We start from the raw sequence: 24828 nt of genomic DNA on the forward strand, positions 1-24828 counted from the left end.
CTCTTTCTCCAGACGCCGGAGGCCAATCTGGTGGCCGGAATGTCCTGGCTGCAAAACACCCTGACGCGCCGCTACAACGTGCGGCACCGCAAATGGGGCCGGTTGTTTGGAGACCGCTACAAGGCCGTGGTCGTGGAGGGTGAGGATCGCTACCATTACCAGACCCTGATGGACTACATCCACCTGAACCCAGTGAGGGCAAAGATCATCCAGCCCGGGCGAAGCAGAGTGTGCTGGACTACCCATGGTCCAGCATCGCGGGCGGCTATGCGCTGCCGCCCAGGAAGCGTGCGAAGTGGCTGGCTGCCGACAGCGGCCTGAAGGCTTTTGAACTCCCTGACACCACGGCCGGCCGGCGCAGGATGATCGAGCGGCTGGACCGCCGTGCGCTGAGTGAGGAACTCAAGCAGTGTGGCGTGCCGCCGCAGAACGCCGGGGCGGATGCGCGTGGCAGCCATCTCCGGCGCGGCTGGTTCTGGGGCACCCAGGCGTTTGGCGAGGCGATGCGAAAGCTGGCCGGGAACAGCATCAAAAAACGTCAGCCCAGATCACGCAATTATCAGGGAGAGCCCCATGTGGCGGCCCACGGCATGCAGCAGGCTGAGGCATGGCTGGAGCAGGGGCTTGGGGCGGCAGGATTGACAAGGTCCGGTCTTGCAGAGCTGAAAGGCTCGGACATCCGAAAGCTGCTGCTGGCGGACCTTCTGTGGCGGCGAACCACCGCCTCGCAAGCCTGGCTGGCGGAGCGCCTGGCGATGAAATCCGCGGCCAATGTCTGCCAGCAACTGCGGCGGCTGAACCGGAACAAGGCACTCACACAGGCTACTCCGGCCTTCCAAGCGTTTTTCAAAAATTGCACCTCAAGCTAGAATCTACATTTTGTCAATTATTTGCACCCTGGCCCCATTTTCCCCATTTTCCCCGCTGGCCAAGACTTACCAACGACAAAGCGAGGCACTAGCCATGAATATTCCATCTCTTTTTCGAGTACTGGGCGCTTGTCTTCTGATGAGTGTCGGTACATCCGCCCAAGACGCGCTCAACATCGTTTCCAGGCATGTGCATTATTCTCTCGAAGCTTCCTCGCCGGAAGCTGCGACATTAATTCGAGAGGCCGCACTAATTCTCGGAAGTGATAGCGGATTGAAGGCTCGCATCGAATCCGATTCGGGCCGCGCATCAGTACATGACGCATTGATTTGGGCTGCGGCTCGACATTCTGCCTTTAATCAGCAGGAGTTCCTCCTCACTTTTCCGGGTCTTTTCAAGTATGCGCACATACTGTTCGTTTCGCCTGATCTTTATAAGACACCTCGGGTGATTTACCAGCTAAGCGGTGCGGCAACGCCAGAACCGCGAATGTTGTTTGGCGATGGAGTGACGCCGACGATTGCTAAGATTGAGAGGGTCGAAAAGTGGGACGACGATGAAGGCGTATCGGATTGGATTGGAGAATACTCGTTTGAGGAAACGGACAAGGGCCCGTATCTTGTAAGCACCTCGGTCGGCAGAGAAACCACCGGAGCAACTAGCATCCGGCATGTCCTTGGCTGGGTTCGAATCGAAGCAACGCGACTGGTGCCCGAACGTTTCGAGGCTTTCGACGTGCCACTCGGCCAGAAGCGACATTCGGCTCACTTGAAGATAACAGCATTGCCCAAGCTCAGGCCCGCAATACCACCACCAGTTATCGTACCAACACGTCAAGCCGTACCGCCGAGCGATGCCACGCGATCAGTATTGGAAAATGGTCAGTCTCGTGGCGGTGCCCCGCCTCAATCAACAGAAAGGCCTTCTCCGGAGCCGAAGACTCCCGAAGCAAAGCCTGCGATAACAAGAGAGCAGTCTGCATCAACGCCGTGGTCATTGATCGTTGTCTTGGGCGTGGCGGCTTTTGGCCTGCTGTGATTGTTGAAAATGAACCCACGCGCCAACCAATAGCGCGGGAGGTGCTATTTGGAAAATTTGAAATTAAGACAGGTTCCTTCTTTGTTGGGCTTCGCAGCTCGGGTTTTGAACCTTCTATCTGGAAGCAACTTCATGAGTTCCCGCAGCCAGCCATCTCACACCTGCGGCGACCCTTTCTCTTTATGGTGACTGGCCTGGCTAGCTGGTGCGAGGGGAAGTCAGGGAGGGAGGGGGGGTGATTGTGGTCTTGCGCTTCTTTTGGGCAGCCGTAGCAGTGTGGCCGGTTTGATCACATCCACAGGAGGTTTTTCCATGAGCACCCGGATTCTTTTTTTCATGCGCCATGCCGAGGAGGTGCCGCTTGAACGTAGTCAACGAGCTGGACGAGAGATGGCGTGTTATCAACACGGAGCCGGGGGGCTGTTTGCGGCCTTCATGGGCATGGTGATGGGCTGGTGTGCGGGGGGAGGGCTCATGGGGCAGCAGGTGGCGGAACCGGCGCGAGGGGCGTGTGAGGTGGCGGGCGCGGCGGGGGCGGCTGCTGCTGCTGAGAAGGGTTGGCGGGTGCTGAAGATCGATGGGCGGGACTATGTGGATGCGGGCGGGGTGCGTGATTTTTACAGGTTTGAGAGCCTGAGCCTGCAGGACGGGGAGGTGTGGCTGAGGTCTCCGAAGATGATTGTGAAGGCGAAGGTGGGAGCGCGGGAAATGAGGATCAACAACGTGCTGTTTATGCTGAGCGAGAAGGTGGAGGGGGCTGAGGGTGGTGCGTGGTTTTCGCGGCTGGACTTGTGCAAGCTGATCGACCCGGTGCTGCGGCCGAGTTATATCATGGGGGCGGAGGGCTTTGACACGGTGGTGATCGATCCAAGCGGCGGGGGGCATGCGACGGGGGCGAAGGGGGTGTATGGATTTGAGAAGGACTACACGCTGAAGCTGGGGGAGGCGCTGAAGGCGGCGCTGGTGAAGCGGGGCCTGAAGGTGGTGATGACGCGCGGCAGCGATGTGTTTCTTTCCGTGGAGGGACGGGTGGCGCTGGCGAACGAGATTCCGGGGAGCATCTACATCGGCCTGCAATTTCGTGCGGGAGAAGCGGAGGAGTGCGGGGTGGAGACGGAGGCGCTGAGCCCGCAGGGGACGATCTCGAAGGAGGCGTTTACTGGGAATGCGCGGGATGCGGAGAACATTGCGCTGGCGACGGCGGTGCATGCGAGTGTGATCTCGCGATTCAAGCTTGTGGACCGGGGGGTGGTGAGGTCCACGCGGGAGGAGCTGGCCGGGCTGAAGGCGCCGGGGGTGGTTTTTGCGGGGGGCTTTGTGACGAACGCGAAGGAGTGTGAGAGGATCGCCTCCGAGGCTGGCCGCCAGGAGATGGCGGGGGCGCTGGGGGATGCGATTTTGAATTATCGGAGGGCGGTGGGGGCTGGGGCGCGGAGTGGGAAAGGCGGAGGTGCGCCGGCTCCTGGGGCTGCGGCTCCTGCGGCTGCTACTACTACTACTACTTCTTCTCCGGCTGTGCCAGGCACGCCGGGCACGCCTGCGAAGGCGCTGCCGCGGGTGGCGGAGGCGAGTGTGCCGAGGAGCGGGGTGGTTGTGCGGTATCCGTGGAAAGTGGACATCCGCACGACGGTGTTTTGGATTGGTGAGCCTGGCGGTGGTGGTGGTGCGGGACGGCATTCGAGCAGTTCGTGGGATGCTTTGTGGGAGGAGCATTACGGGGGCGTGGATGATCCGAAGAGCCGGAATGATCAATTCTGCCCGGCGGGCTTTGTGCCGAAGCTGAACCCGTTTTATGTGGCGCTGCCGTACAACGATGTGCTGAACGAGACGGCGCACAAACCGGAGGCGGCGAAGGTCATTCCGTGGTTTGGGAAGAGCGAGGCGAGGCCGGGGAGGACGGTGCTGAAGGACCGGTGGATCGCGGTGCGGTCTGGCAACCGTGTGTGCTATGCGCAGTGGGGGGACTGCGGGCCGGGAGGCACGGATGATCACGAGTATGTGTTTGGCAGCGCGGGGCCGCGTGGGGCGGGCGATGGCGGGGCGGGAGCGGGGGTGGGGCTGGAGATTTCGCCGGGGGTGCGTGATTACCTGGGGCTGAGTGAGAGCGGGGGAAAGTGTGACTGGCGGTTTGTGGACCGGACGGAGGTGCCGGATGGTCCGTGGCGGAAGCTGGGAGCGAACAATGAGTTTGCCCAAGGGGGCGCGGGTGAGGCTGACGCGGCGGCGGTGTCGAGGCTGGAGGAGCTGAGGCGGAAGAGGGAGGCGTATTTTAAGACGAAGGACGGGGCGGAGGGTGGGGAGGGAGCGGGGAAGGGGAAGAGCATGTCTGCGGATGGGGGGAAGGAGGAGGCGGCGGGGAAGGAGAAGGAAAAGGCGTCAGCTTTGGAGGAGGTGTATCCGACGGCTGAGGCGGTGGCGGGGAGGCCGGGGTTTGTGTATAGTCCGCATGCGAGGGATCAGGGGATGATCGATGTGCGGGATATGAAGCGGGGGCAGAAGGTAAAGTGTCCGTTTACGCAGAAGGTGTTTTTGGTGCCTTGAGGGGGGGGTGGGGTGGCGCGGGACGTTCGAGAGCGGCGCTGAAGACGCTGCAGTGCGGGGACGCTGGTGCGGGGGCGGAGGGGCAGGGCGGTGCGGCCGGAGGTGGGTGAGGCCGGGAGTGCAATGCGATGAGGCGGGGGCGAGTGGGAGCGGGGGGGACGCTCGAGAGCGGCGCTGAAGTCGCCGCAGTCCGGGGACGCTGGCGCGTTCTTGGGGGCGGTGGGGGGGGCGGGAAGGGAGGAGGAGTAGGAGGAAGAGGAGGAGGAAGAGTGTTGGGAGGTGCGGGGCGGGGATGAGGCTTGTTTTTTCCTATGCGGGCTGGAGGGGGAGGCGCATGGTGAAGGTGGTCTCGATGCCGGGGGAGCTGGTGAGCTCGATGGTGCCGCCGTGGGCTTCGACGGCGCGTTTGACGATGGAGAGGCCGAGGCCGGTGCCTTTGACCTGGGTGGAGGAGTGGTGCTTGTTGCCGCGGTAGAAGCGCTTGAAGACGAAGGGGAGATCGTGGGCTGGGATGCCGATGCCGTTGTCGCTGACTTTGAGGATGCACTCGTTTTCGAGCCATTCGCCGGTGACGCGGATGACGAGGCCGGGCTTGGTGTTTTCCTTGATGGAGTTTTCGATGAGATTGGTGAAGACCTGGTCCCAGTAGAAGCGGTCTCCGGTGAGCTGGCCGCCGTCTTTGGGGAAGCTGAACTCGATGCGGGTGTCGCGGCCTTCGAGCATGGGGGCGAGGTGGTCTGCGGCGTCTTTGGCGCAGGCTTTGACGTTGAAGGGCTCTTTGTTGAGGGAGCTGCTGGCGTCCTCCAGGCGGGAGATGGCGAGCATGTCTTCGATGATGCGGGCGATGCGCTTGCCGTGTTTTTCCATGACATCGAGGCTGCGCTTCATGGCGGCGGGCACCTTGCTGGTGGTGGCGTCGTCCTGGAGCATTTCGATGTAGCCGTTGATGAGGGTGAGGGGGGTGCGGAGCTCGTGGGAGGCATTCGCCACGAAGTCGCGGCGGATCTGCTCGGTCATGGCGGACTCGGTGACGTCCTGGATCATGAGCCAGGCGCCGCCACCGACGTCTGCGGCGAGGGGGGCGGCCTCGATGATGAAGTAGCGGCCGCCGAGATTGGCGCCGGCGCCGACGTCGGAGGGGAGCATCTGGATGCGGCGGGTGGTGTGGCGCTTTTCGGTGATGGACTCCTGGACGAGGTCGGAGATCTGGTGGTCGCGGACTTCGGCGATGAGGGGCCGGCCGGCGTGGATGTCCTTGCGATGGAGGAGTTTTTTGAGGGGGGCGTTGGCGTAGCGGATGCGGAGGTTTTCATCCACGAGGACGAGGCCCTGGCTGATTTCGTCCAGAAGGGTTTCAAAGACGCGGCGCTGCTCTGCCTGCTGCTCTGCGTGCTGGCGGGCGAGGACGACGGAGGGGGCGTAGGTGGGGAGGAGGTCGGCATCGCGGGCCCGGAGGCCGAGGGAGCGGGCGACGGTCTCCCAGCGTTTCGTCCAGTGCTTTTCCCGCCGCGCCCAGGCAAGGAGGGATGCGGCGAGCATCAGGGCGAGGAAGAGGGAGAGGGTCATGCGGGCTGGGAGTCGGCGAGTTCCGTCTGGAACTGGAAGCCGGTGCCGCGAATGGTGACGATATGTTCGCCGGCTGCACCGAGTTTTTCGCGCAGGCGCTTGATGTGGGTGTCGAGAGTGCGGGTGGCGACGTCGCTGTTGTAGCCCCAGACGTCGCGCAGGAGATCTGCGCGGCTGTGGACGGCGGAGTCGTTTTCCATGAGGGTGGTGAGGAGCTTGAACTCGATGGTGGTGAGGTCGAGGGGGGAGCCGTCGAGGAAGAGCTTCATGTTCTTGCGGTCGAGGGTGAAGCGGCCGCGCTGGATTTCGGAGACGTGGGTGACTTTTTTGACGCGGCGAAGGACGGCGCTGATGCGGAGGTAGAGCTCGCGGGGGCTGAAGGGCTTGGTGAGGTAGTCGTCCGCGCCGAGCTCGAGGCCGGCGATTTTGTCTGTGACCTGGCCTTTGGCGGTGAGGATGATGACGGGGATGGGGGCGGTGCGGGTGTCCGCGCGGAGGCGCTTGAAGATCTGGATGCCATCGAGGCCGGGAAGCATGAGGTCGAGGACGATGAGCTCGGGCTGCTGGGCGATGACGGCGGGCATGACCTGGAGGCCGTTGCTGATGCAGACGGCCTCGTGCCCCTCGCGGGCGAGGTGGAGGGAGATGAGTTCAGCGATGTCCGATTCGTCCTCGACGATAAGTATCTTGCTCATGGAAGTGGCAGTGTGGCGTGGCGCCGCCGCGGGCAAAGCCATGATGGCGACGAAGCTGTCACATGGCAACTGTCTTGGGGAGTTCACAGAGATGAAGCGTGACGAATACGTCACGGTGAGAAATTTGGAGTGGAATCGTGGATGCGCTTGGTGGAGCACTGGTTAAATATCCGCCCTCATGAGGATTCTCATTGTCACTGACACGTACCCGCCGGACATCAACGGCGTGGCGCGGACGCTGCATACGCTGGGGACAGGGCTGGTGAGGAGGGGGCATGTGGTGGAGGTGGTGACGACGGTGGAGTCTCAGGAAGGGCTGCAGAGGCATGTGATGCACTCGATGCCGCTGCCGGGGTATCCGGGGCTGCGGTTTGGCTTTGCCTCCACGCGGCAGATGCTGGAGCTGTTTGCGGCCTTCCGGCCGGAGGTGCTGTATGTGGCGACGGAGACGCTGATGGGGATTTCGGCGATCCGTGCGGCGGGGAAGCGGGAGATACCGGTGGTGTCGGGCTTTCACACGAACTTTCAAAACTACCTGGAGGACTACCACCTGCCGGGGCTGGAGACGGTGGCGCAGGGAGTGCTGCGGACGATTCACAACCAGACGGCGCGGACGCTGACGCCCTCCGCGGACACGGCGGCGATGCTGGAGCGCTGGGGCATTCAGAATGTGGGCGTGCTGGGGCGCGGGGTGGACACGGAGCTGTTTGACCCCATCCGGCGGAGCACCGCGCTGCGGCGGGAATGGGGGGCGGACGAAAGCACGCCGGTGGCGATCTATGTGGGGCGGGTGGCGGCGGAGAAGAACCTGGAGCTGGTGGTGCGGGCCTTTGATGTCTTTAAAGAGGTGCAGCCGAAGGCGCGCATGGTGATCGTGGGCAGCGGGCCGCGGCTGGAGTCGCTGAAGGAGGAGCGGCCGGAGTTTCACTACGCGGGGGCGCGGACGGGGGAGGACCTGGCGGCGCACTATGCCTCAGGGGATGTGTTTTTGTTTCCGAGCATCACGGAGACCTTTGGCAATGTGGTGCTGGAGGCGATGGCGGCGGGGCTGGGGGTGGTGGCGTATGACTATGCGGCGCCGCGGCTGCTGATCCGCTCCGGGGAGAACGGCTGGCTGGCGCCCTTTGATGATGCGGGGGCGTTTCTGGCGCAGACGCGGGTGGCGGCGGGGGCATGGCAGAGTGATGCGGTGCGCTTTGCGGCGCGGCAGTCGGCCTTTGACCTGGGGTGGGAGCGTGTGATTGAGCAATTTGAGCATGAACTGGCCTCCGTGATGCACGAGAAGGGGGGGCTGAAGTGATGAGCGAGGCGGCCCCCATTCTGAATCCGGCGACGGGAAAATCGAAACTGAGGTTCAAGACCCTCTTCATCTCGGACGTGCACCTGGGGATGCCGGACAGCAAGGCGGCGCAGGCCTCCCACTTTCTGCGCAACTGCCTGTGTGAGAAGCTGGTGCTGAACGGAGACATCATTGATGCCTGGCACCTGCGGCGGCTGGGCGGATGGAACAAGGGGCACACGAACTTCATCCGCACGGTGCTGCGGAAGATGGAGAAGGAGAACACGGAGATCGTGTACCTGCGGGGGAACCACGATGATGTGCTGGACCGCTTCATCCCGATCCAGTTTGAGCACTTCCTGATCACGGACGAGCACATCCACCACAACCGGGCAGGGAACTACCTGGTGGTGCACGGGGACGGGTTTGACGCGGTGAGCACGAACCATGCGTGGCTGGCGCAACTGGGCGGGCTGGGGTACAATTTTCTGCTGCGCATCAACCGCCTGTACAATGCGTACCGGAGGCTGCGGGGGAAGGAGCCGTTTTCCTTCAGCGCGTGGGTGAAGCAGAAGGTGAAGTCCGCGGTGGGGGCGGTGGGGAAGTACGAGGAGCAACTGCAGCACCTGGCGCAGCAGCGGGGGTGCGTGGGGATCATCTGCGGGCACATCCACAAGGCGGACAACAAGATGGTGGGGAGCACGCATTACCTGAATTCGGGAGACTGGGTGGAGTCCATGACGGCGATCGCGGAGAATCTGGACGGAACCTTTGAGATCATCAGCTACCCGGAATTCTGCGAGCGTACGAACCGGGACCCGAAAGGCGCGGTGAGCGAGGCGGAAGACGAGGCGCCGGCACCTCCCCCGGAATCTTCCGTAATTCCAATGTAGCCAAACCGTTACATTGGGTCACTTTAAACCATGCAAGATCATATTCTCTCCAGCTTCAACCATTCCCTAGACAAGCTGCGCGCCGATGTTCTGGCGATGGCGAGCATGGCGCGCAAGAACCTGGCCAGCGCGATGCGCGGGCTGCTGGAGCGTGACACGGACCTGTGCAATGCGGCGATCGCGGCGGACCAGGATGTGAACGAGCTGGAGAAGAACGTGGACAAGATGGGGATGCAGATCCTGGTGAAATTTCAGCCGACGGCGCATGACCTGCGGCAGGTGATGGGGACGATCCGGGTGGCGAACAATCTGGAGCGGATCGCGGACCAGGCCTCGAGCATCGCGAAGCGTGCGCGGATCATCAACAACCTGCCGGAGTACCCGGAGATCAAGCTGATCCAGCCGGTGTATTCTTTGTGCGATCGCAATCTGGACCTGAGCCTGCAGGCGTTTCTGAACGCGGACCCGGATGCGGCCGCGGCGGCGCGGCTGCTGGACAAGGAGCTGGATGCGGCGGAGAAGTCGCTGGACCGCGAGATCATTGCCGTGATGGAGTCCCACCACGCGGAGCTGGAGGGGTACATCCACCTGATCTTTGTGGCGCGGTTTCTGGAGCGCGTGGGCGACCATGCGAAGAACATCTGCGAGGACACGATCTTCATTGAGCGGGCGGAGGACATCCGCTTTAGCAAGGACAAGAGGGCTGAGGTGGCGGCCGCGGCGGTTTCGGGATTGTGAGGGGAAATGACGAAACCAGAATGAGGAATGACGAATGAAGTCCGAATGACCAAGATCGTGAACAGCGGGAGGTGAAGTGAGGGATTCCGCAGCATCTTCGATTCTTCGTCTGGCACGCCGGTATGAGGCGGTGTTGTTTGACATGGACGGGACGTTGCTGGATTCGCGGGCGGTGGTGGAGCGGGTGTGGCGGGAGTGGGCGGCGGCGCATGGGCGTGATTTTGCGCCGATTCTGGCGGAGTCTCATGGGAGGCGGACGATTGACACGGTGCGTGAGTTTGCGATTCCGGGGGCGGATGTGGAGGAGGAGTCGCGGAAGGTGGAGGCGATGGAAGTGGCGGATGTCGAGGGCATCGTGGCGATAGCGGGGGCGGTGGAGCTGATCTCGCGGCTGGGGAATGGGAGGTGGGCGGTGGTGACTTCTGCCGGGCGCGAGCTGGCGGTGCGGCGGCTGAGCGCGGCGGGGCTGCCGATTCCTGAGGTGATGATCACCGCGGAGTCGGTGACGGAGGGCAAGCCTGAGCCGGAGGGCTACCTGAAGGCGGCGCGGCTGCTGGGTGTGAGGCCGGAGGAGTGCCTGGTGTTTGAGGATGCGCCCGCGGGGATCGAGGCGGGAAGGCGGGCGGGGTGCGATGTGGTGGCGATCACGGCGGCGAGGCCGCATGAGTTTGAAGCGGGGTGTCCGGAGGTGGTGGACTATACGAGGGCGGAGTTTGAGGTGGGGTAGGGAGGGGGAAGGTGTCTAATTGAAGGCAGGACATAAATGATGTATAAAACGCATCATGATACGCACTCAGATTCTGTTTCCCGATCCGCTGTATCAGCGACTGAAAGAGATCGCCGAGCATCAGGACTGGTCGCTCTCAGAGGTGATGAGGAAGGCGGCTGAGCATTTTATCACGCGTTTTCCGGAAGACCCGAAACCGCGGGAGGTGTGGCGTTTTCCCATATTGGATTGCGGGGGCGCTTTTCTCACGGATCCGGCGCAGCTCAGTCCTGAAGTGGATGCTGTGCACGAACGCAATGCCGTATGATCATCGCTGCTGACACCCATCTCTTTCTTTACGCAGCAAATCCTGCCGCGCCGCAGCATGAGAGTGCTCAACGCTTTTTTGCTGAGCAGGCGTCTGGCAAGGAACGTTTTCTTCTTTGCGGCCTTGTCCTCGTGGGACTCTACATGCTGCTTCGCAATCCTGCCGTTTTCAAAAGGCCCAGGACTGCCCGGGAAGCCACGGCCTTTTGCGATGCGCTTCGAGCGAATCCCGCGTGGGAGTTCGGCGACTATGAACCCGAGGTGTCGAAGGCGCTATGGGACTGGGCTGGCAGGACGACGACGGGTTTTCGTCATATCATCGATGCCCGGCTGGCCCTGACGCTCCGCCATCATGGAGTGACACATTTCGCCACGGCGAACGCGAAAGACTTCATGGCTTTTGGGTTTGAGAAAGTGTGGAATCCTGTGGCATGAAGTGAGGCGAAGCGGGAGGGATGGGCGCGATGTGATTGCAATCAGTGTGGCGAAGCCGCATCAGTTTGAGGCGGGGTGTCCGGAGGTGGTGGACTATACGAGGGTGGAGTTTGAGGGGGGGAGGGGCCGTGATTTGATGCGTGACTTGGGTGGTGTCTTGTGATTGAAGTTTTCGCATGCGAGTGCTTTTTGGGGATTTCGATCAATGCAGGGCTGCTGCTGGAGTGGCTGAGCAGCGCTTTCCGGGGGGGGCACCGGTGAGAGAGGGCAGCACATCCATGCGGCGAGTCTGGGCTAGAGCGAATGGCCGCGTGGCGGAGACTCCTCGTGCTATATCCTGGTAGAGAGCGTCCGGGGGTGGCAATACGCGGTGACTGGGTCTCTCAGCGTGCTGTGGGCGTTTGGGCGTGGGGATGTCCTCGAAGTCGGGCGGTTTGGCGGAGAAGATGGTGGGATTTTGAGTGGGCTTTCGACGCCAAACACGACCAACCTACGGCCCGAGCGGGGCGCTCTGCGCCCGCCTCATTCTACTTGGGCAAGTTCCAATTTATGGATGGCCAAGGCTGGTTTTTCCAGAGTGTTTGACCACGGATTAAACGGATTGACACGGATGCCTGAGGCTGATGTTTAAAATTTTCCGACGCCTTTCATAAACGCTCTGAAAAGTTACCAAAGTAGAAACAAGAACGGGCTTTGTGCTGTGCCTGGAATTCAGATCCTTGTGGCATCAGGGCGCGGTGGTGTTTGCGTCACCGCTACGCGGTTCCAGGGGATTTGGGCGGCGGTGTGATTCCGCGGGCTGGCGCCGACGGCTACGGTTTGTGGCAGCCCCACGGGCTTCGGGGGGGCGAAATGGGATCGTCAAAAAAAGAAGCAGGGCGGAGGGATGGCTCCCTCCGCCCTGCTTGAGATTTGAACGTTAAACGTTGAGCTGCGTTACGGGATATTCCCCGGAGTGGAGACGCCTTCCTCCAGCTTGAGGGCCCACTTGATGCCGGCGAGAATCATTTCCTGGTAGGTCTCGGCGATCTCGGGGCTGTTCTTGCGGTCCTTGGTGTCGGCTTTCCAGGTGGGGTCCCAAACGTCTTCGCGGTGGCCGAGGGAGTTGTAATAGACACGGCCGGCGCCGTATTCCTTGCACCAGGAGACGGGGTAGTAGCGGCCTTTCTGGGCTTCGACATCCTTCAGGTCGGCATCCTTCTTGGGGTCTTCGATGTTCTTTTCTTTGCGCTGTGCAGCCTCGGCTCTGAACTGCTCGAGGTTGGGGTGCTGGTTCAGGCCGAGGAGGCCGTGGACTTTGGCTTTGTCGAAGGACTTGATGATGTAGATCTCGTCGAAGACTTTCCAGCCGAGGGGGACGGTCTTGGTGATGGGGTGGGCGGGGTCGTGGACGATGGGCTGGATTTCCACCTGGGACTTGTGGGTTTCAAATTCGCCCCCGAGCATGTCGATGTAACCACGGAAGGGGTGGTAGGTGTCTGAGCCGGAGTGCATGGCGATGAAGGCCTTGCCGCCTTCGATAAGCTTGATGAAGCCTTCGCGGTCGGGGAGGAGGAGGTCGCCGGTGGTATTGGCGAAGACGAAGCCGTCGTAGTGTTTGATTTTGTCGAGCGCCATTTTGTCGGCCATGTAGGCGGCGATTTTGTCGGACCACTCTTTGTTGGCGGCGTTGAATTCGGCGAGGGCCTTGCTGTAGGTCTCCTGCTTGGTCTTGAACATTTCTTCGGTTTCCTTCTCGCCACGCACGGGGGCCTTGCCGGGGTTCTTGGGCTGGCCTTCGGGCTGGTGGACGTAATCGACGGTGAAGGCGCCGGATTTCTGGCCGAGCTCTGCGAGGACTTTCTCAGCGGTCTCGATGGAGGAGTGGCGGAAGCCGGTGGTGACGGTGACGACGAGCAGCTTCTTCGGCTCCGCATAGGCGGAGGAGAGGGAGAGCGCGGCGGCGAAGAGGAGCGTGAGGCGTTTGATCATGGGTGGAGGCAAACGTGGCGAGGGAAAGGAAGTTTGCAGGTGGGAATAATGACGAAACCAGAATGAGGAATGACGAAGGGGCGGCTTGGAGGCGGAATGGCGCATACATCCCAACCATAGGTCATATAGGACGTATGCGACCTATTTCCAGCGCTGCGGGCGCGTGTGAAGTTTTCGAGCGAGGAGCAACGTGAGCGTGCTGGTCTCAGAAGAAGATGCTCAGGGTGACGGAGCCGAAGAGCTGGCCTTCGGGCTGGCCTTTGAACTCGCGGGTGCGGTAGATGAAGGCGTAGCTGAGCTTGGAATTGCGCCAGTTCATGGCGAAGCCGAGGGAGAGGTCTGCGACGAAGATGTTTTTGTCCACGGAGTGGCTGCTGCGGAAGGTGTTGCCGTCGAGGAAGATGTTGCGTGCGACGGCGCGGCCTTCGGCGCGGGCGAAGAGATGCATGCCGAAGCGGTGCATCCACTGGCGCGCGCCTGCGCCTTCCACGGGGGTGGGGGTGGTGGCGGAGTCGCTGATGCCGCTGGTGCCGAAGTCGTCGGGGAGATTGTAGCCGAGGCGGTACTCGCCGCCGATGTCCGCGAGGGTGTACACGTTGCCGAGGGTGGCGCCGGCGTAGGGGAGGAAGTCGCAGGCGATGCCGCTGCCTTCCGGATTGCTGCGGAAGCGCCATTTGCGCTCGTAGGAGGCATTGACGCCGATTTCATTGCGGAGCTGATTATTCCAGCCCTGGGGGGAGCGCTGGCCGAGGGCGTGGTGGACGGCCTGCTGAGTCTCTTCGCCCATGGCCCAGGGGCCGACGACGCCGATATTCAGGACGAAGGTGTTTTTGACGCGGGGAGTCTTCCAGACGAGGCCGATGCCACCGTAGAGCCAGCCGGCGTAGGGGCGCTCATTGGGGACGAGGGCGGAGGACTGGGTGTTGACGGGGGTGTAAAGGCTCTGGCCGATGAAGACGGCCACATTGCGCGTGTAGCCGGAGGCGCCCATGAAGGGAGCGTCATCGAAATAACCCGCGAAGCCGCCGGCGGCGGGGTCATCACTGAATTTGTTTAGATTGGGGGAGGTCCAGCTAATGCGCGCGCCATTGGTGTAGTCGCGGTCCGTATCTGCGAAGGCGTCATTTTCAAAGTAGAAGGTCAGGGCACCGAAGTGGGCAGGGCTGACACCCTGGTACATCGCGTCTGGACTCGCGGCCTGGGGCGGCACCTGGGCAGGAAACACATCCTGCGCCATCTGGGCGAGGACGAGGTGTGGAAGGGCGAAAAAAGCGACGAGAGCAAGCGCGGTTTTCATGGGATGCAGGAGAGTGGGTGGAAGCCTAGTATGAACGGAGAGCGCCCGTCCATCGAAAACTGAAGGCTTCGTGGATGTATGAAAGATCAGAAATTTTCGGTCAAGGGTGTCGCGGCGAGGGCGATGTTTTATTTTAATCTGGCGAGGAAAAAGAGAGGTGTGGCACGTTTGAGGTGAATGAAAACGATCTCCTGCCTCCTGCTGGTGCCAGTGCTGCTGTGTGAAATGACGGTCTCCGCACAAACCGTGCCCGCGCCAACAGCGCCTGCAAACACGGCCCTGCCAACTGCGACGGTGGATGCGGGGAAGCACCCCAACCTGCAGGCGGCGCTGGATGCGGTGCCGGAGGGCGGGGGGGTGGTGATGATCCCGCCGGGGAACTACGTGATCAAGGAACCGCTGCTGGTGCATACGGCGGAGACGCGGATCGTGGGGGGAGGCGCGGCGACGCACATCATCAATCAGAATGAGGAGGGCGAACCGGCGCTGGTGCTGCGGCCGGCGAAGCTGGACACGGACAAGAAGGCGCGGCTGTGGCGGGTGCAGGTGGCGGACCTGCGGGTGAGCGGGAATGAAAAGAGCGGCGATGGCATTTTTGCCGAGGGGATTCAGGAGGTGTATTTCGAGGGGGTGTCGATCGACCACCACGGGGGGAATGGCATCCACATGGTGAACTGCACGGAAGACCCGCGCGTGGCGGACTGCATCATCACGTACAACAAGCGCAGCGGGGTCGAGATTCTGGGCGGGCACGACATCGTGGTGAACGGGAACCACTTTGAGGAGAACCAGGACGCGCTGCGGTGCTATGACGCCTTCAACTTGTGCATGAACGGGAACAATATAGACGACCATCTGGGGGACGGGGTGGTGATCGAGAACACGTATGGCTCGGTGCTGAGCGGAAACATGATCGAGGAGTGCAATGGAACGGCGGTGATCCTGGACCGGGACTGCTACGGGATCACGCTGAGTGCGAACGTGATCGCGCATCATCTGAAGGGAGGCATGGACCTGCGGGATGCCTGCGGCTGCACGGTGAGCGGAAACACGTTTGTGCTGGTGCATGAGTTTTCCGTGCGGGTGGCGGATGACTCCGAGCGGAACACGATCAGTGGAAACACATTCACCAACAGCTACATCGGCGGGGGAAAGAACAAGAGGCCGGAGGAGGGGGCGCAGCTGATGATGATCGACGCGGGGACGGGGGTGCTGGTGGAAGAGGGAGTGAACGGACTGGCGCTCAACGGGAACACGTTTTCCGGGCTGAGCACTGCGGCGGTGTGGAGCACGGGGGTGGTGAAAAATGTGCTGGTGACATCGAATCTTTGTGTGGATTGTGGCCGTAAACTTGCTAAGAAGAGTCCCTGGCTTGTTTTTGCACCCAGATCCACGGTGGTGATCAAAGACAATCTGGACGAAAGCTCATTTCCATCCTCCCCCCCATGATTTCCCATGCTTGATGTGCAGCGCAACCGAGGCGCAAAGCATCGTGAAGAGATCGACTTCACGCGCAAGCTCATGTGGGGGCACATGATCTTCGGGGCGGTGGTGATCACGCTGTTTTTGTTTCATGAGCTGTTCCGGTGGTTTGCCGGGGCGCTGGTGTGGTATGCGGCCAGCCTGGTGGCAATGTACGGCTTCATGGGCCAGCGGTGGTACTGCCGGTGGCTGCTGGCGCTGGTGTTTCTGGCGGCGACGGGGGCGGGGCTGTTTTTTATCAACCGGGTGTACCCGGGAATCTCCGCTTCGCGCACGGTGCTGCTGCCGACGGCTTTCCTCCCGCTGTGGGTGGGGCTGGCGAACGTGACGTACGTGCTCGGGGCACTGGTGATGATGTTTAATGCGCGCGTTCGCCGTGCGGGGAACACGGGGTTTATGCTGTGGTGAGGGCGTGGTTCGTTGTGGGCTGAGGCGGGGAATTCAATCCAGGGGACGAACTCGCAACTGGCGCAGGGCGTAAAAAGGTGACGTGGACTGCACGATGCGTCTGGCGCCGTGTTTGCGGCGGGGGCCGAAGTGATCGCGCTGGGTGGTGAAGATGTCTTCGACGAAGTTTTTGCTGCCGAGAACGAAGCCGGGGCTGAAGCTGGAGCTGCAGGCGGACACGACGGCGGCGCTGGGAAACCTGATGAAGGTGTGGGACGCGCTGCGCGAGGCGGGGTATAACATCAATGATGTGCCGGCGCGGATCCGGCGGAAGGCACCGTAGGAGGGCGGAGTTTACGGTGGTTGACGGTGGCTGAAGGGCTGCGCCGTTGACGGTGGTTGGCCGGAGGGGAGGGGGAGTTTGCGGTGGTTTGCGATTGTTGGCGGCTGTTTGCAGTGGTTGGCCGGAGGGGAGGGGGAGAAAGGGCGCGATGGGAGTTTTGTGCCTGTTTTGGCGGGGGGAGGGAAGTGGTGGCCCCTCACCCGGCCTCTCCCCGAAGGGAATGGTGGGGGGATGCGTGTGCCCCCGACGGGGAGAGGGGAACGCTTTGGCGACGGCAGGCAGCAGCAGAGCTGTGCGTGCGCAGGGGGATGCGAGGTGTGAGCCGTGAATCACGAACGCAGCACTGAGAACAGGGAACTGAGAACAGGGAACTGAGAACAGGGAACTGAGAACAGGGAACTGAGATCAGCGGCTCTTGGTTTTCACGGGGGTGTATTTGACGAAGGGTTCGAATTTGAAGTGGGTGGGCATGATGATGCCGCGCTTGTGGAGGATGGCGGTGCGGCTTTCGTCCACTTCGAAGCCGGGGTGGCCGATCCAGGCCCACTCCCAGCCTTCTTTGGCGATGAAGAGGCCGCCGCGCTCGTGGCCGTGGCGGATGATGCCGGTGGTTTTCAGGCGCTCCGGGGCGACGTAGTAGATGCCTTTGGAGGACTGGGCTTCGGGCTGATAGACGCCGGCGGGGAGGGTGAATTTGCCGTTTGAATGGGTGCACTCAACGGCCTGGGCGATGCGGATGGCCGGGGTGCCGGGGGGACAGCGTTCCAGGTCTTTGGTGGAGCAGGAGATGAGGAGGGTGGAGGCGAGAAGTGTGGTGAGGAGGTGCTTCATGCTGGATGCTGGATGCTGGATGCTGGATGCTGGATGCGCTGGGGGTGCCGGGTACTAAGCACGGGAAGGGGGACGAGTGGTAGCGGAATGTGGCGACGAATTTTTCCCAGCCGAGTCTGGAGCAGCGTGTCGCAGGATGGGCCGTGGCGTGGCGTGGCGGACTCGCGTGTCTGGCTGTTAGCGTGCTGTTTGCGCTGGGGTGCGCGGAGGTCCTCGAAGTCGGGCGGTTTGGCGGAGAGTGGCGGTGGAGATTGAGAAGGTGCCCGGCGCCAAACACGGCCGACCTACGGCCGGAGGGCTGCGCTGTCCGCCTGTGTGAGAACGGGTCCGTGCTGTATCTGGAATGCAGACCTGTTTTCAGGTGTTCGTGGTATCAGTCTTCAATGCGGAAGTGAGAGGCGGGATCGCCAGCGGGCAGATTGGGGGGACGGTAGCCGCCGCCGGCACAATGTTTCTCAGCGAGCGCGGATCGCCAGCGGGCAGATTGGGGGGGACGGTAGCCGCCGCTCTACAAACGCCAGGTGGTGGACCCCGGATCGCCAGCGGGAAGATTGGGGGGGGACGGTAGTCGGGCTTTGCCTGCATGCGGGTCAGAACGCTGCGGTGCAGGAAGACTTCGGCTCATAGGTAGCAGTCGGTGTAGAGGCTCTGCTGGCGGACGGTCTGCACGGTCTTCCTGGTTTTTCCGATCTTCATGCGGACGTCGAATTTCTCCGGGGACTGCCGCCAGCGCATTTTCGGCGCGTTGGCTCCGCGGAAGGGGGCTTTGTCTGACTGGAAGACGGTGGCGCACTTGTGCTCCAGCCTTGTGCGGATGGCGGGAAGGGGCATGTGGGTCCAGCGTTTCACATCATGCGCCACGCGGGTGTCCACGGGGATGACGGCCATGAGGCGGGTGCTGGTCATGAGCTCAAGGCCTTTCTCCCGCATGGTGGCGTTGTCGCTGCCGTGGTGGCCTACTTTGTAAAAGACGGTGCGTTTGAGGAGATCGGCAGAGGTGACGGTGCGGCGGTCTCCGGCCGGGTCTTTGACTCTCCATTTGAGGGATTCCCAGGAGCGCCAGTTGCCAGCCTGGGCGTCTCCGACGAAGAGGAGGACTTCATGGGTGTCCTCAAGCTCAAAGGCGAGGACGAGGCTGGTGTTGTTGGTGGCGTTGTCTAGCTGGAGGGCGAGGCGCTCTCCCATGCCGAGCCAGGCGTCATCGATGCTGCGCCACTGGTTGTGGGGCTTGAGGTAGCTGCCGAGGCCGTGCCGCAGAGGCGGGAGGTGGGGGCTTCTGTGGAGCAGCCATGAAGGCAGATGGCTCAACGACCGGCGCACGGCTGCCGGGAAAGGCTGCGCGGACTCCGCCGCCGCCTTGCTCGCGGGATCCACGGCGGCGAGGAAGGCATCCGTGAGGCCGATGGCGTTTGCATCAAAGGCGTAGCCTTCACCGGGTGCGGGCTTGGTTTTTTTCAGGGCGGATTCATCCACCGGCGGGCCGAGGACATAGACGCGCACGCCTTTGGCGCCTGGAATGGAGAGAGGGGCGCCGCCGGTTTCGAGGATGGTGGGGAAGGTTTTCTTTTTGAGGAAATTCAGCGCGCCGCCGGTGCCGCCGCCGCTGTCTTCATCCTCGCCGCTGAGGCCATCGTCCGCGGCCCTGGCGCCGAAGAAGCCGAGGAGGCCCGCCATGCGCGCGGCCTGCTTGTGGAGGCCGCGGCTGGTGGCGAGTTTTTTGGCGGCCTGCGCGGCCTTCTTCTTTTTCTCGCGCTCGATGCGGAGACGGGCGGCGAGCGGGTTTTTGTCGTCCTCGGTCCAGGCGAGCCAGAGGGCGCCGAAGTCGATGTCTTTGAAGATGGCGCGGGCCTGGGAGGAATCAAAGCCGGAGAGGTGGTCCCAGTGTTCGTGGGTGATGACGAGGACATCCACCTTGCCGCCGGTGGTGTCCTTGATGTCCTGGGCGACACGCGTCATGACGGCGCCGGGCTCGACGGTGCCGAGGATGACGCCGCAGTCGATCATGACATGGGAGAACTGGCCGCCGCCGCGGGGGAAGCTGAGCAGGAAGCAGTCGCCCAGGCCGTGCTGATACATGCGGATGCGTACGCGGTAAGTGTCCTCCGCAGGCGGGCGCGTGACCTTGGTCTGGGGTGCTGCGCTGGATTTGGCAGGCGCCTTGGTCTTGGATTTGGATTTGGCGGGGGCCTTGGGAGCGGCTGTTTTCTTGGCCATAGGAGTGAGGGGGTCAGCAGTCTGTGTGAAGCATGGCGAAAGGTTCTTCGCCGGCGTCCATGCCATAGGTGGCGGAAAGAGAGGCCATGGCGGGATCGTGCGCCCATTTTTGCGCGCGCGGGATGCGCCCTTCCTTGTGGTCCTGCTTGTAAAGGGGCTTGCGAATGACGTAGCGGATGGAGTGGCCGGGAGTCTCGGGGGCGAGATCCACGATGAAGGTGCAGCCGCCCCAGATTTCCTGCGGCTCTGGCTGAAGATCGGAAGCCGCCCCGGCCGCGGGGGGAGGCAGAGGTTTGTGCTGGAGGATGGTGAAGATGACGTGGTTCAGCATGGTGCCGTCCGGCCGCTGGCGCTGCACGGGCCACATGGCGTGAACCTGGAAGCGCACGTTGTTGTCTCCGGATTTTCTGGTGATGCTGAAGTCGAGGCCGGTGAGATCCTGCAGGACGGGGTCATTGAACTCGTAAAAGAATTTGGAGTGGAGGTAGTCATGCAAGGCACGGCGTTGTTCGCGTGTCTTGGTCCAGCGTGCTTCGCGGTCTTTATCGATGCCGAGTTTGGCATAGAACTCTTCGAGCTTCTCGCCGAGGCGGGCCATTTTTGCGTAGCCATTGAGATCGTCTGCGCGGTCCCAGGTGAGGCTCTCCTCGGAGAGGGCGCGGAGCTTGCGCGGGTAGATGCCGTGCTGGCGGAAGGCATCGATGAAGGCGAGGCGGTAGCCGCAGGTGTCCGCGGGGACGACATCGCGGTCTGCGGTGATGAGGGCGCGGAGGTAGTCGCCAAAGTCAATGTCCACGGGCGGGCAGTAGTCCAGGGCGCGGATGCACATGGTGAGGACGTGGCGGGCGGAGGTGACGGCCTCGTCTGCAAAACGGTTCACGAGGTCGGGGTGGAGCTCGCCCTCGCCAAGGATGCCGGTGCCGCCGCTGGCGATGCGGCGGAGGTCCGCGATGCGTGATTCGTAGATGGTGACGAAGGCATCAAAGACGGCGGCGACGAGGATGGAGCCGCGGTCGTGGGGCTCCATTTCAGTGAGGTAGCGGGAGGGGTCCGGGGTGTTGCGCTGCCATTTGCCGGTGGTCTTGTCCACCTGGCCGAGGGCATTGCGGAGGGAGCCGTGATTTCCGGTGGCGCGGCCGAACTCCTGCGCGAGCTCGCCGAGGAGGCTGTCCAGGCGCATGTCTCCGCGGGTTTTGGCGATCTGATTGCGCACGACTTCCACGAAGGTGAAGTGCTGGAAGAGGGCGACGATGTCTGCGAAGGCTTCATGGAAGGCGAGGCCGTCCGGCTGGGTGACCTTCATGAAGTGGGGGTGGATGCCGTCGAGAATGGCGTGGGTGGTCTCGTGTGCGACGATGTCGTGGGAGAGGCAGCCGAAGACGATGCCGCCGGGATAGACGGCGGGGTCTCCCACCTCCAAGGCGGGAAAGTAGCCGAAGAGGAGGGCTTTCTTGGCGGGGGAGTAATAAGCATTGGCCTCGCGGAGGGCGTGGGGATAGATGGCGAGGCGCTGAACAAAGGTTTTCTTCCATTCGGGGCCGGACATGTCCGTGTATCTTTTGCCCATGTCCGCGGGCGTGCGGTCTGACCAGAGGACGGGGCGGCCGATGGCGAACTCGAAGTTTTTGATGGTGGTCATGACGACGGCATAGACCATCTGCTGGTGGAACTGGGGGCTGGCGGCGGAGGCGGGAAGGCCATCCTGAGCGAGGAGATGGGGATCTGTTAAATCCACGGGCTCGTAGAAGCAGCCGCTGGCGGGGTCCACATCGATGACTTCGACATATTCGCCGACGGGGCCGGGGGCGAGATTTTCCCAGGGGACGGTGAAGACGCGCTCATTGATGGAGGCGGTGTCCAGCTTGGCGGAGAGGCTGGGATCAAAGGAATAAGCGCGCAGCCTGCGGCAAGGAGGCGTGGGCACGGGGTTGTGTTTGCGAATGTTCTTCATAGGCGTGCGAGCGAGCGAGCGAGCGTGCGTGCGTGCGTGCGTGCGTGGCCGTGGGCTTTTATGAGCGGGGACTGTGAGCCTGCCGTACTTCCAGCAGGGACAGACTGGGTGCGGCGTGGTGCGGGCGGCGTGTGGAAAGACGCGAAGATGACGGGTGGCTCTCAGGGATCTCGAAGCCGAGATGCTGCAGGTGCGCTGGAGCAGTGATCGTCATGGAAAGGTGAAAGCATTTTTACCAAGTGCGATGCTGAGGACAATGGTTTTAATGAAATACTTTCGGTGAAAATCTATGAATGATTATACTTAGCGGCATGTTTGAATAGGTGTAAATCGTATGTGCGCGTGGTTGCGGGGAGGGAGTTGTGCTGGGATGGGGCTCGCTATCCAGGGCTGATCGGTGGTGGCGACAGGCCTGTGATTCGATGATCTTATGCGGGGACCATTGAGGCGGTGCATGGTTGAGTTGTGCCAGGAGGCGTGCCGCAGGGCGGTGCTGGCGACAGGCCGCCCGTGTGTTTGCGAACAGGTCTCTGCCGAGATTGGAACACGGACGCTGTTTTCAAGCGTTCGTGGTCATAGGGGGGATGACATAGACCTGGGTGGAGGGCATTGAGGGGGGGCGAACCAGACCATGGCGTGGTATTTTAAAATAGTGATGAAAGAAAGGGCTTGTGATTTGAAATCCGGGCCCAAGGCTGCGGTGGATGCCATGAACGATGCTGATTTTCACCTGGTGGCGCATTCGCCGCTGATTCATTTTGAGACGTGCACGAAGGTGCTGAATGCGAAGACGAAAAAGCTGGAGGTGCCGCGGGCGAATGTGCTGCAGCGGCGGATGGCGGCGGCGGTGGAGGTGCTGACGGCGCTGGGGGTGCCGGCGGTGCGGGTGATCGTGACGAAGATCCGCCAGTGCGGGGGGACGACCTTCAGCGTGGAGGTGATTTATCATCTGTGCCAGCGGCAGAACACGGATGCGCTGATCCTGGCGAACATCAGCGCGAACAGCCAGGGCATCCTGGAGCGGATGCGGACTTTCAGCGAGAATGACCGCTTTCCCTGGCACAATGAGCTGGTGCCGCGGGAGCGAAGGATGAAGTGGGCGAACGGGAGCACGGCGACGATCACGAGCGCGGAGTCGATGAACCCGGGGATCTCGAAGCCGCGGCAGGCGGTGCTGTTTAGCGAGAGCGCGAAGTATCCGCGCGGCGGGGTGAAGGATGACAAGAAGATCATGGCTTCGATTTTGCCGTCGCTGAATGACGCGGGGCTGGCGATAGCGGAGAGCACGCCGGACGGGGCGAGCGGGTGGCACTATGAGACGTGGCAGGGGGCGCTGGGGCTGGATGATTTTGTGAAGGCGTGGCGGGCGGGGGACACGGCGCCGGGAAACGGGTGGGTGAAGGTGTTTGCGGCGTGGTTTGAGTTTCCGGAGAATGCGAAGCCGGTGACGGAGATGATGCGCGCGAAGATCGAGGCGACGCTGACGCCGCGGGAGGCGAACGGGCGGCGGCGCTACGGGTGGACGCATGAGCAGATGGCGTGGCGGCGGGCGATCATGGACTCTGAGTGCTCGGGCTCGGAGGACAGGTTTGATGAGTTTTACCCGGAGGATGAGGTGAGCTGCTTTCTCTCGTCTGGCAGGCCGCGCTTTAATGTGGCGGCGCTGCGGCGGCTGGAGACGGGGGCGCGGCTGCATGAGCCGGAGGCGGGCTCTCTGGTGAGGGTGGGCGATGAGGTGGAGTTTCAACTGGATGGCAGCGGCTACGGGAGCTTTCAGGTGTGGGAGCGGCCGCAGCCGGGGTGCAGCTACATCGTGTGGTGTGACCCGATGACGGGGGAGGACCAGGCGGAGAGCGGGGACCCGGACCGGCATTCGATCGGCGTGCTGCGCACGGAGTACCAGGAGGCGGGCGGCGCGTGCTACAAGGATGCGGTGGTGGCGCGGGTGCGGCCGCCGTTTACGGGGACGACGGTGCTGACGGCGGAGTACATCGCGCTGCTAAGCGAGTACTATGGCGGGGCGCTGGTGGTGCTGGAGGTGAACATGGGCCTGCATGTGCTGGAGCGGCTGAAGGATGCGGGGGTGCCGCTGTACCGGCGCCAGGTGGTGGACCCGTATGACCGTGAGAAGCAGAGCTTCATGCTGGGGTGGAAGCTGAAGGACCGCGACCAGCGGCGGGATGTGATCGACAGTCTGGCGCTGGCGTTTCACAATGAGACGCTGGATGTCTTCTGCCCGCACATCCTGGCAGAGTGCCGGAACTTCATGTGGAGCAAGAACGGGCGCGAGGAGGCGCGCAGCGGCTGCCATGATGATGATGTGATGGGCCTGGCGATGGCGCACCGCTGCAAGGGCAGCGCGACGCTGTACAAGCCGGCGGTGCGGAGGAGACGGAGGCCGATGGATTACCGCAGGGTGGGGTGAGGGAAGGGGGAGTTTGCGGTTGTTGGCGGTGGTTTGCGGTGGCTGGCAGGGAGGCTTGGGTGAGTGGTAGGCCTTTGTCCTATGGCGTGGCGTTCGATTGTTTGATTATTTGCGCGAGTGTGGCGTCAAAGAAGGTGCTGCTGATGACTGCTGTGAGGTGAGGGTGGTGAGCGGCGAGTTCCTTTTGCTTTCGCTTTTTCCTTTTGTCTGTTCTGCCATGAATGCTGTGATGCCCCTTTTGCTGGGTTCTTTGAGCGCCGGGATGCCGGCTGAGGTGGCGCCTGTGGCTGCTGCTGCTGATAATGATGATGCCACTGCTGTGGCTGCTGCTGAGCCGGTGGTGATGGAGCATTTTCTGCCGGAGGATGAACTGAAGGCGCTGCTGAGGGAGTTTGCGGCGCACGCGGAGAAACTGGACCGGCGGCTGACGGAGGCGGAGGAGGCGCGGAACTTTGAGCGTTTCTACGAGGTGATGGTGAAGGCGCTCATGAATGTGGGCACCTTCAGCGAGGGCGGCGCGGATGACGAGGCGGACTTTGCCTCATGGCGGGGGGCGGAACCCGCGCGCATCCTGCGGGTGAAGGCGCGCGTGGAGATCTCGCTGAAGGTGGCGCGCGCGGTGCTGGCGGCCTGCGGGGCACTGGGGTCGGAGCACGCGGTGGTGTTTGACGGGCCGACGGGACGCTGCGTGGTGTTTAGCAACGGGGACTGGTGCCGGGAGGACTAGCGGGGGGAAGGGGAAGTTTGCGCTGGTTTGCGGTTGTTGGCAGTGGTTTGCGAGGGCTGGCCAGAGGGGAGGTGGATGCTGGCGGCGAAGACTGCAAACTGAGAACTGCAAA

The 24828-nt window shown here is 62.4% G+C and carries 21 protein-coding genes and 1 pseudogene; 15 read left to right on the forward strand and 7 right to left on the reverse strand.

The genetic code is table 11. From position 1 onward, the window contains the following. The 4 genes and pseudogenes from ACILSQ_RS25530 to ACILSQ_RS25545 form a co-directional block, all read left to right on the forward strand. Window positions 1–321, forward strand: a pseudogene (locus tag ACILSQ_RS25530) (transposase); the annotation flags it as partial. Then, the gene (locus ACILSQ_RS25535; protein ID WP_395746514.1) at window positions 231–869 is read left to right on the forward strand and encodes a hypothetical protein; all 639 of its coding nucleotides are present in this window, start codon (window positions 231–233) and stop codon (window positions 867–869) included. The pseudogene ACILSQ_RS25530 and the gene ACILSQ_RS25535, both read left to right, overlap by 91 nt. Window positions 870–963: 94 nt before the next feature. Continuing rightward, window positions 964–1908: a hypothetical protein gene (locus ACILSQ_RS25540; RefSeq protein ID WP_395746515.1), complete on the forward strand. Its 945-nt coding sequence runs from the start codon at window positions 964–966 to the stop codon at window positions 1906–1908. A gap of 390 nt (window positions 1909–2298) precedes the next feature. Then, window positions 2299–4449, forward strand: a complete 2151-nt coding sequence (locus ACILSQ_RS25545; RefSeq protein WP_395746516.1) for an N-acetylmuramoyl-L-alanine amidase — start codon at window positions 2299–2301, stop codon at window positions 4447–4449. Window positions 4450–4758: 309 nt separating this feature from the next. Here ACILSQ_RS25545 and ACILSQ_RS25550 read toward each other — a convergent pair whose 3' ends face one another. Further along, window positions 4759–6015 carry a sensor histidine kinase gene (locus ACILSQ_RS25550; RefSeq protein WP_395746517.1) on the reverse strand — a complete coding sequence of 419 codons (1257 nt, stop codon included), beginning with the start codon at window positions 6013–6015 and terminating at the stop codon, window positions 4759–4761. Next, on the reverse strand, window positions 6012–6710 hold the full coding sequence (locus ACILSQ_RS25555; protein ID WP_395746518.1) for a response regulator: 699 nt from the start codon (window positions 6708–6710) through the stop codon (window positions 6012–6014). The genes ACILSQ_RS25550 and ACILSQ_RS25555 overlap by 4 nt, the downstream gene beginning before the upstream one ends. Window positions 6711–6888: 178 nt before the next feature. Between ACILSQ_RS25555 and ACILSQ_RS25560 the strand changes: the two genes are divergently transcribed. The 6 genes from ACILSQ_RS25560 (at window position 6889) to ACILSQ_RS25585 (ending at window position 11088) form a co-directional block, all read left to right on the forward strand. Then, a complete protein-coding gene (locus ACILSQ_RS25560; protein ID WP_395746519.1) occupies window positions 6889–8010 on the forward strand; it encodes a glycosyltransferase family 4 protein in 1122 nt (373 codons plus the stop codon). Continuing rightward, on the forward strand, window positions 8010–8882 hold the full coding sequence (locus tag ACILSQ_RS25565; RefSeq protein WP_395746520.1) for a UDP-2,3-diacylglucosamine diphosphatase: 873 nt from the start codon (window positions 8010–8012) through the stop codon (window positions 8880–8882). The genes ACILSQ_RS25560 and ACILSQ_RS25565 overlap by 1 nt, the downstream gene beginning before the upstream one ends. 30 nt (window positions 8883–8912) lie before the next feature. Further along, window positions 8913–9620 carry a phosphate signaling complex protein PhoU gene (gene phoU / locus ACILSQ_RS25570; protein WP_395746521.1) on the forward strand — a complete coding sequence of 236 codons (708 nt, stop codon included), beginning with the start codon at window positions 8913–8915 and terminating at the stop codon, window positions 9618–9620. Between the two features lie 76 nt (window positions 9621–9696). Further along, complete coding sequence (locus tag ACILSQ_RS25575) at window positions 9697–10347, forward strand: HAD family hydrolase (protein ID WP_395746522.1); 651 nt, start codon at window positions 9697–9699, stop codon at window positions 10345–10347. 55 nt (window positions 10348–10402) lie between these two features. Next, the gene (locus ACILSQ_RS25580) at window positions 10403–10654 is read left to right on the forward strand and encodes a hypothetical protein (RefSeq protein WP_395746523.1); all 252 of its coding nucleotides are present in this window, start codon (window positions 10403–10405) and stop codon (window positions 10652–10654) included. Continuing rightward, the gene (locus ACILSQ_RS25585; RefSeq protein WP_395746524.1) at window positions 10651–11088 is read left to right on the forward strand and encodes a TA system VapC family ribonuclease toxin; all 438 of its coding nucleotides are present in this window, start codon (window positions 10651–10653) and stop codon (window positions 11086–11088) included. Before ACILSQ_RS25580 ends, ACILSQ_RS25585 begins: the two co-directional genes overlap by 4 nt. Before the next feature lie 936 nt (window positions 11089–12024). On the opposite strand, the gene ACILSQ_RS25590 is transcribed toward ACILSQ_RS25585, so the two are convergent. Together ACILSQ_RS25590 and ACILSQ_RS25595 are read right to left on the reverse strand one after the other, a co-directional pair. Further along, window positions 12025–13059, reverse strand: a complete 1035-nt coding sequence (locus ACILSQ_RS25590) for a ThuA domain-containing protein (RefSeq protein ID WP_395746525.1) — start codon at window positions 13057–13059, stop codon at window positions 12025–12027. Between the two features lie 205 nt (window positions 13060–13264). After that, window positions 13265–14356, reverse strand: a complete 1092-nt coding sequence (locus ACILSQ_RS25595) for a lipid A deacylase LpxR family protein (protein WP_395746526.1) — start codon at window positions 14354–14356, stop codon at window positions 13265–13267. A 177-nt stretch (window positions 14357–14533) separates the two neighbouring features. On the opposite strand from ACILSQ_RS25595, the gene ACILSQ_RS25600 reads away from it, so the two are divergent. The 3 genes from ACILSQ_RS25600 to ACILSQ_RS25610 all read left to right on the forward strand — a co-directional run bounded on the left by ACILSQ_RS25600 (window position 14534) and on the right by ACILSQ_RS25610 (window position 16568). Beyond that, window positions 14534–15805 carry a right-handed parallel beta-helix repeat-containing protein gene (locus ACILSQ_RS25600; protein ID WP_395746527.1) on the forward strand — a complete coding sequence of 424 codons (1272 nt, stop codon included), beginning with the start codon at window positions 14534–14536 and terminating at the stop codon, window positions 15803–15805. Between the two features lie 6 nt (window positions 15806–15811). After that, window positions 15812–16246, forward strand: a complete 435-nt coding sequence (locus ACILSQ_RS25605; protein WP_395746528.1) for a hypothetical protein — start codon at window positions 15812–15814, stop codon at window positions 16244–16246. 151 nt (window positions 16247–16397) lie between these two features. Beyond that, window positions 16398–16568 (forward strand): hypothetical protein, encoded by a 171-nt coding sequence (locus ACILSQ_RS25610; protein ID WP_395746529.1) that lies wholly within the window; start codon window positions 16398–16400, stop codon window positions 16566–16568. 405 nt (window positions 16569–16973) lie between these two features. Here the strand turns inward: ACILSQ_RS25610 and ACILSQ_RS25615 are convergent, their stop codons facing one another. From ACILSQ_RS25615 to ACILSQ_RS25625, 3 genes are all read right to left on the reverse strand, one after another. Next, window positions 16974–17399, reverse strand: coding sequence for a hypothetical protein (locus tag ACILSQ_RS25615; protein WP_395746530.1), 426 nt, complete (start codon window positions 17397–17399; stop codon window positions 16974–16976). Between the two features lie 621 nt (window positions 17400–18020). Then, complete coding sequence (locus ACILSQ_RS25620) at window positions 18021–19613, reverse strand: hypothetical protein (protein WP_395746531.1); 1593 nt, start codon at window positions 19611–19613, stop codon at window positions 18021–18023. Window positions 19614–19626: 13 nt separating this feature from the next. Continuing rightward, window positions 19627–21537 (reverse strand): hypothetical protein, encoded by a 1911-nt coding sequence (locus ACILSQ_RS25625; protein WP_395746532.1) that lies wholly within the window; start codon window positions 21535–21537, stop codon window positions 19627–19629. 736 nt (window positions 21538–22273) lie between these two features. Here ACILSQ_RS25625 and ACILSQ_RS25630 point away from each other — a divergent pair. Next, window positions 22274–23989: a hypothetical protein gene (locus tag ACILSQ_RS25630; protein ID WP_395746533.1), complete on the forward strand. Its 1716-nt coding sequence runs from the start codon at window positions 22274–22276 to the stop codon at window positions 23987–23989. 229 nt (window positions 23990–24218) lie between these two features. After that, window positions 24219–24716, forward strand: a complete 498-nt coding sequence (locus ACILSQ_RS25635; protein WP_395746534.1) for a hypothetical protein — start codon at window positions 24219–24221, stop codon at window positions 24714–24716. Window positions 24717–24828: the final 112 nt, after the last annotated feature.

The sequence above is a fragment of the Prosthecobacter sp. genome (assembly GCF_044227185.1).
Taxonomy (GTDB): Bacteria; Verrucomicrobiota; Verrucomicrobiia; order Verrucomicrobiales; family Verrucomicrobiaceae; genus Prosthecobacter.

Excerpts from the sequence above, each read along its gene's own strand:
- ACILSQ_RS25540 (WP_395746515.1), top strand. The coding sequence starts at position 964 with ATGAATATTCCATCTCTTTTTCGAGTACTGGGCGCTTGTCTTCTGATG.
- ACILSQ_RS25620 (WP_395746531.1), bottom strand. The coding sequence starts at position 19,613 with ATGGCCAAGAAAACAGCCGCTCCCAAGGCCCCCGCCAAATCCAAATCC.
- ACILSQ_RS25545 (WP_395746516.1), top strand. The coding sequence starts at position 2,299 with ATGGCGTGTTATCAACACGGAGCCGGGGGGCTGTTTGCGGCCTTCATG.
- ACILSQ_RS25585 (WP_395746524.1), top strand. The coding sequence starts at position 10,651 with ATGATCATCGCTGCTGACACCCATCTCTTTCTTTACGCAGCAAATCCT.
- ACILSQ_RS25610 (WP_395746529.1), top strand. The coding sequence starts at position 16,398 with ATGTCTTCGACGAAGTTTTTGCTGCCGAGAACGAAGCCGGGGCTGAAG.
- ACILSQ_RS25605 (WP_395746528.1), top strand. The coding sequence starts at position 15,812 with ATGCTTGATGTGCAGCGCAACCGAGGCGCAAAGCATCGTGAAGAGATC.
- ACILSQ_RS25635 (WP_395746534.1), top strand. The coding sequence starts at position 24,219 with ATGCCCCTTTTGCTGGGTTCTTTGAGCGCCGGGATGCCGGCTGAGGTG.
- ACILSQ_RS25550 (WP_395746517.1), bottom strand. The coding sequence starts at position 6,015 with ATGACCCTCTCCCTCTTCCTCGCCCTGATGCTCGCCGCATCCCTCCTT.
- ACILSQ_RS25595 (WP_395746526.1), bottom strand. The coding sequence starts at position 14,356 with ATGAAAACCGCGCTTGCTCTCGTCGCTTTTTTCGCCCTTCCACACCTC.
- ACILSQ_RS25615 (WP_395746530.1), bottom strand. The coding sequence starts at position 17,399 with ATGAAGCACCTCCTCACCACACTTCTCGCCTCCACCCTCCTCATCTCC.
- phoU (WP_395746521.1), top strand. The coding sequence starts at position 8,913 with ATGCAAGATCATATTCTCTCCAGCTTCAACCATTCCCTAGACAAGCTG.
- ACILSQ_RS25580 (WP_395746523.1), top strand. The coding sequence starts at position 10,403 with ATGATACGCACTCAGATTCTGTTTCCCGATCCGCTGTATCAGCGACTG.
- ACILSQ_RS25630 (WP_395746533.1), top strand. The coding sequence starts at position 22,274 with ATGAACGATGCTGATTTTCACCTGGTGGCGCATTCGCCGCTGATTCAT.
- ACILSQ_RS25555 (WP_395746518.1), bottom strand. The coding sequence starts at position 6,710 with ATGAGCAAGATACTTATCGTCGAGGACGAATCGGACATCGCTGAACTC.
- ACILSQ_RS25600 (WP_395746527.1), top strand. The coding sequence starts at position 14,534 with ATGAAAACGATCTCCTGCCTCCTGCTGGTGCCAGTGCTGCTGTGTGAA.
- ACILSQ_RS25560 (WP_395746519.1), top strand. The coding sequence starts at position 6,889 with ATGAGGATTCTCATTGTCACTGACACGTACCCGCCGGACATCAACGGC.
- ACILSQ_RS25590 (WP_395746525.1), bottom strand. The coding sequence starts at position 13,059 with ATGATCAAACGCCTCACGCTCCTCTTCGCCGCCGCGCTCTCCCTCTCC.
- ACILSQ_RS25565 (WP_395746520.1), top strand. The coding sequence starts at position 8,010 with ATGAGCGAGGCGGCCCCCATTCTGAATCCGGCGACGGGAAAATCGAAA.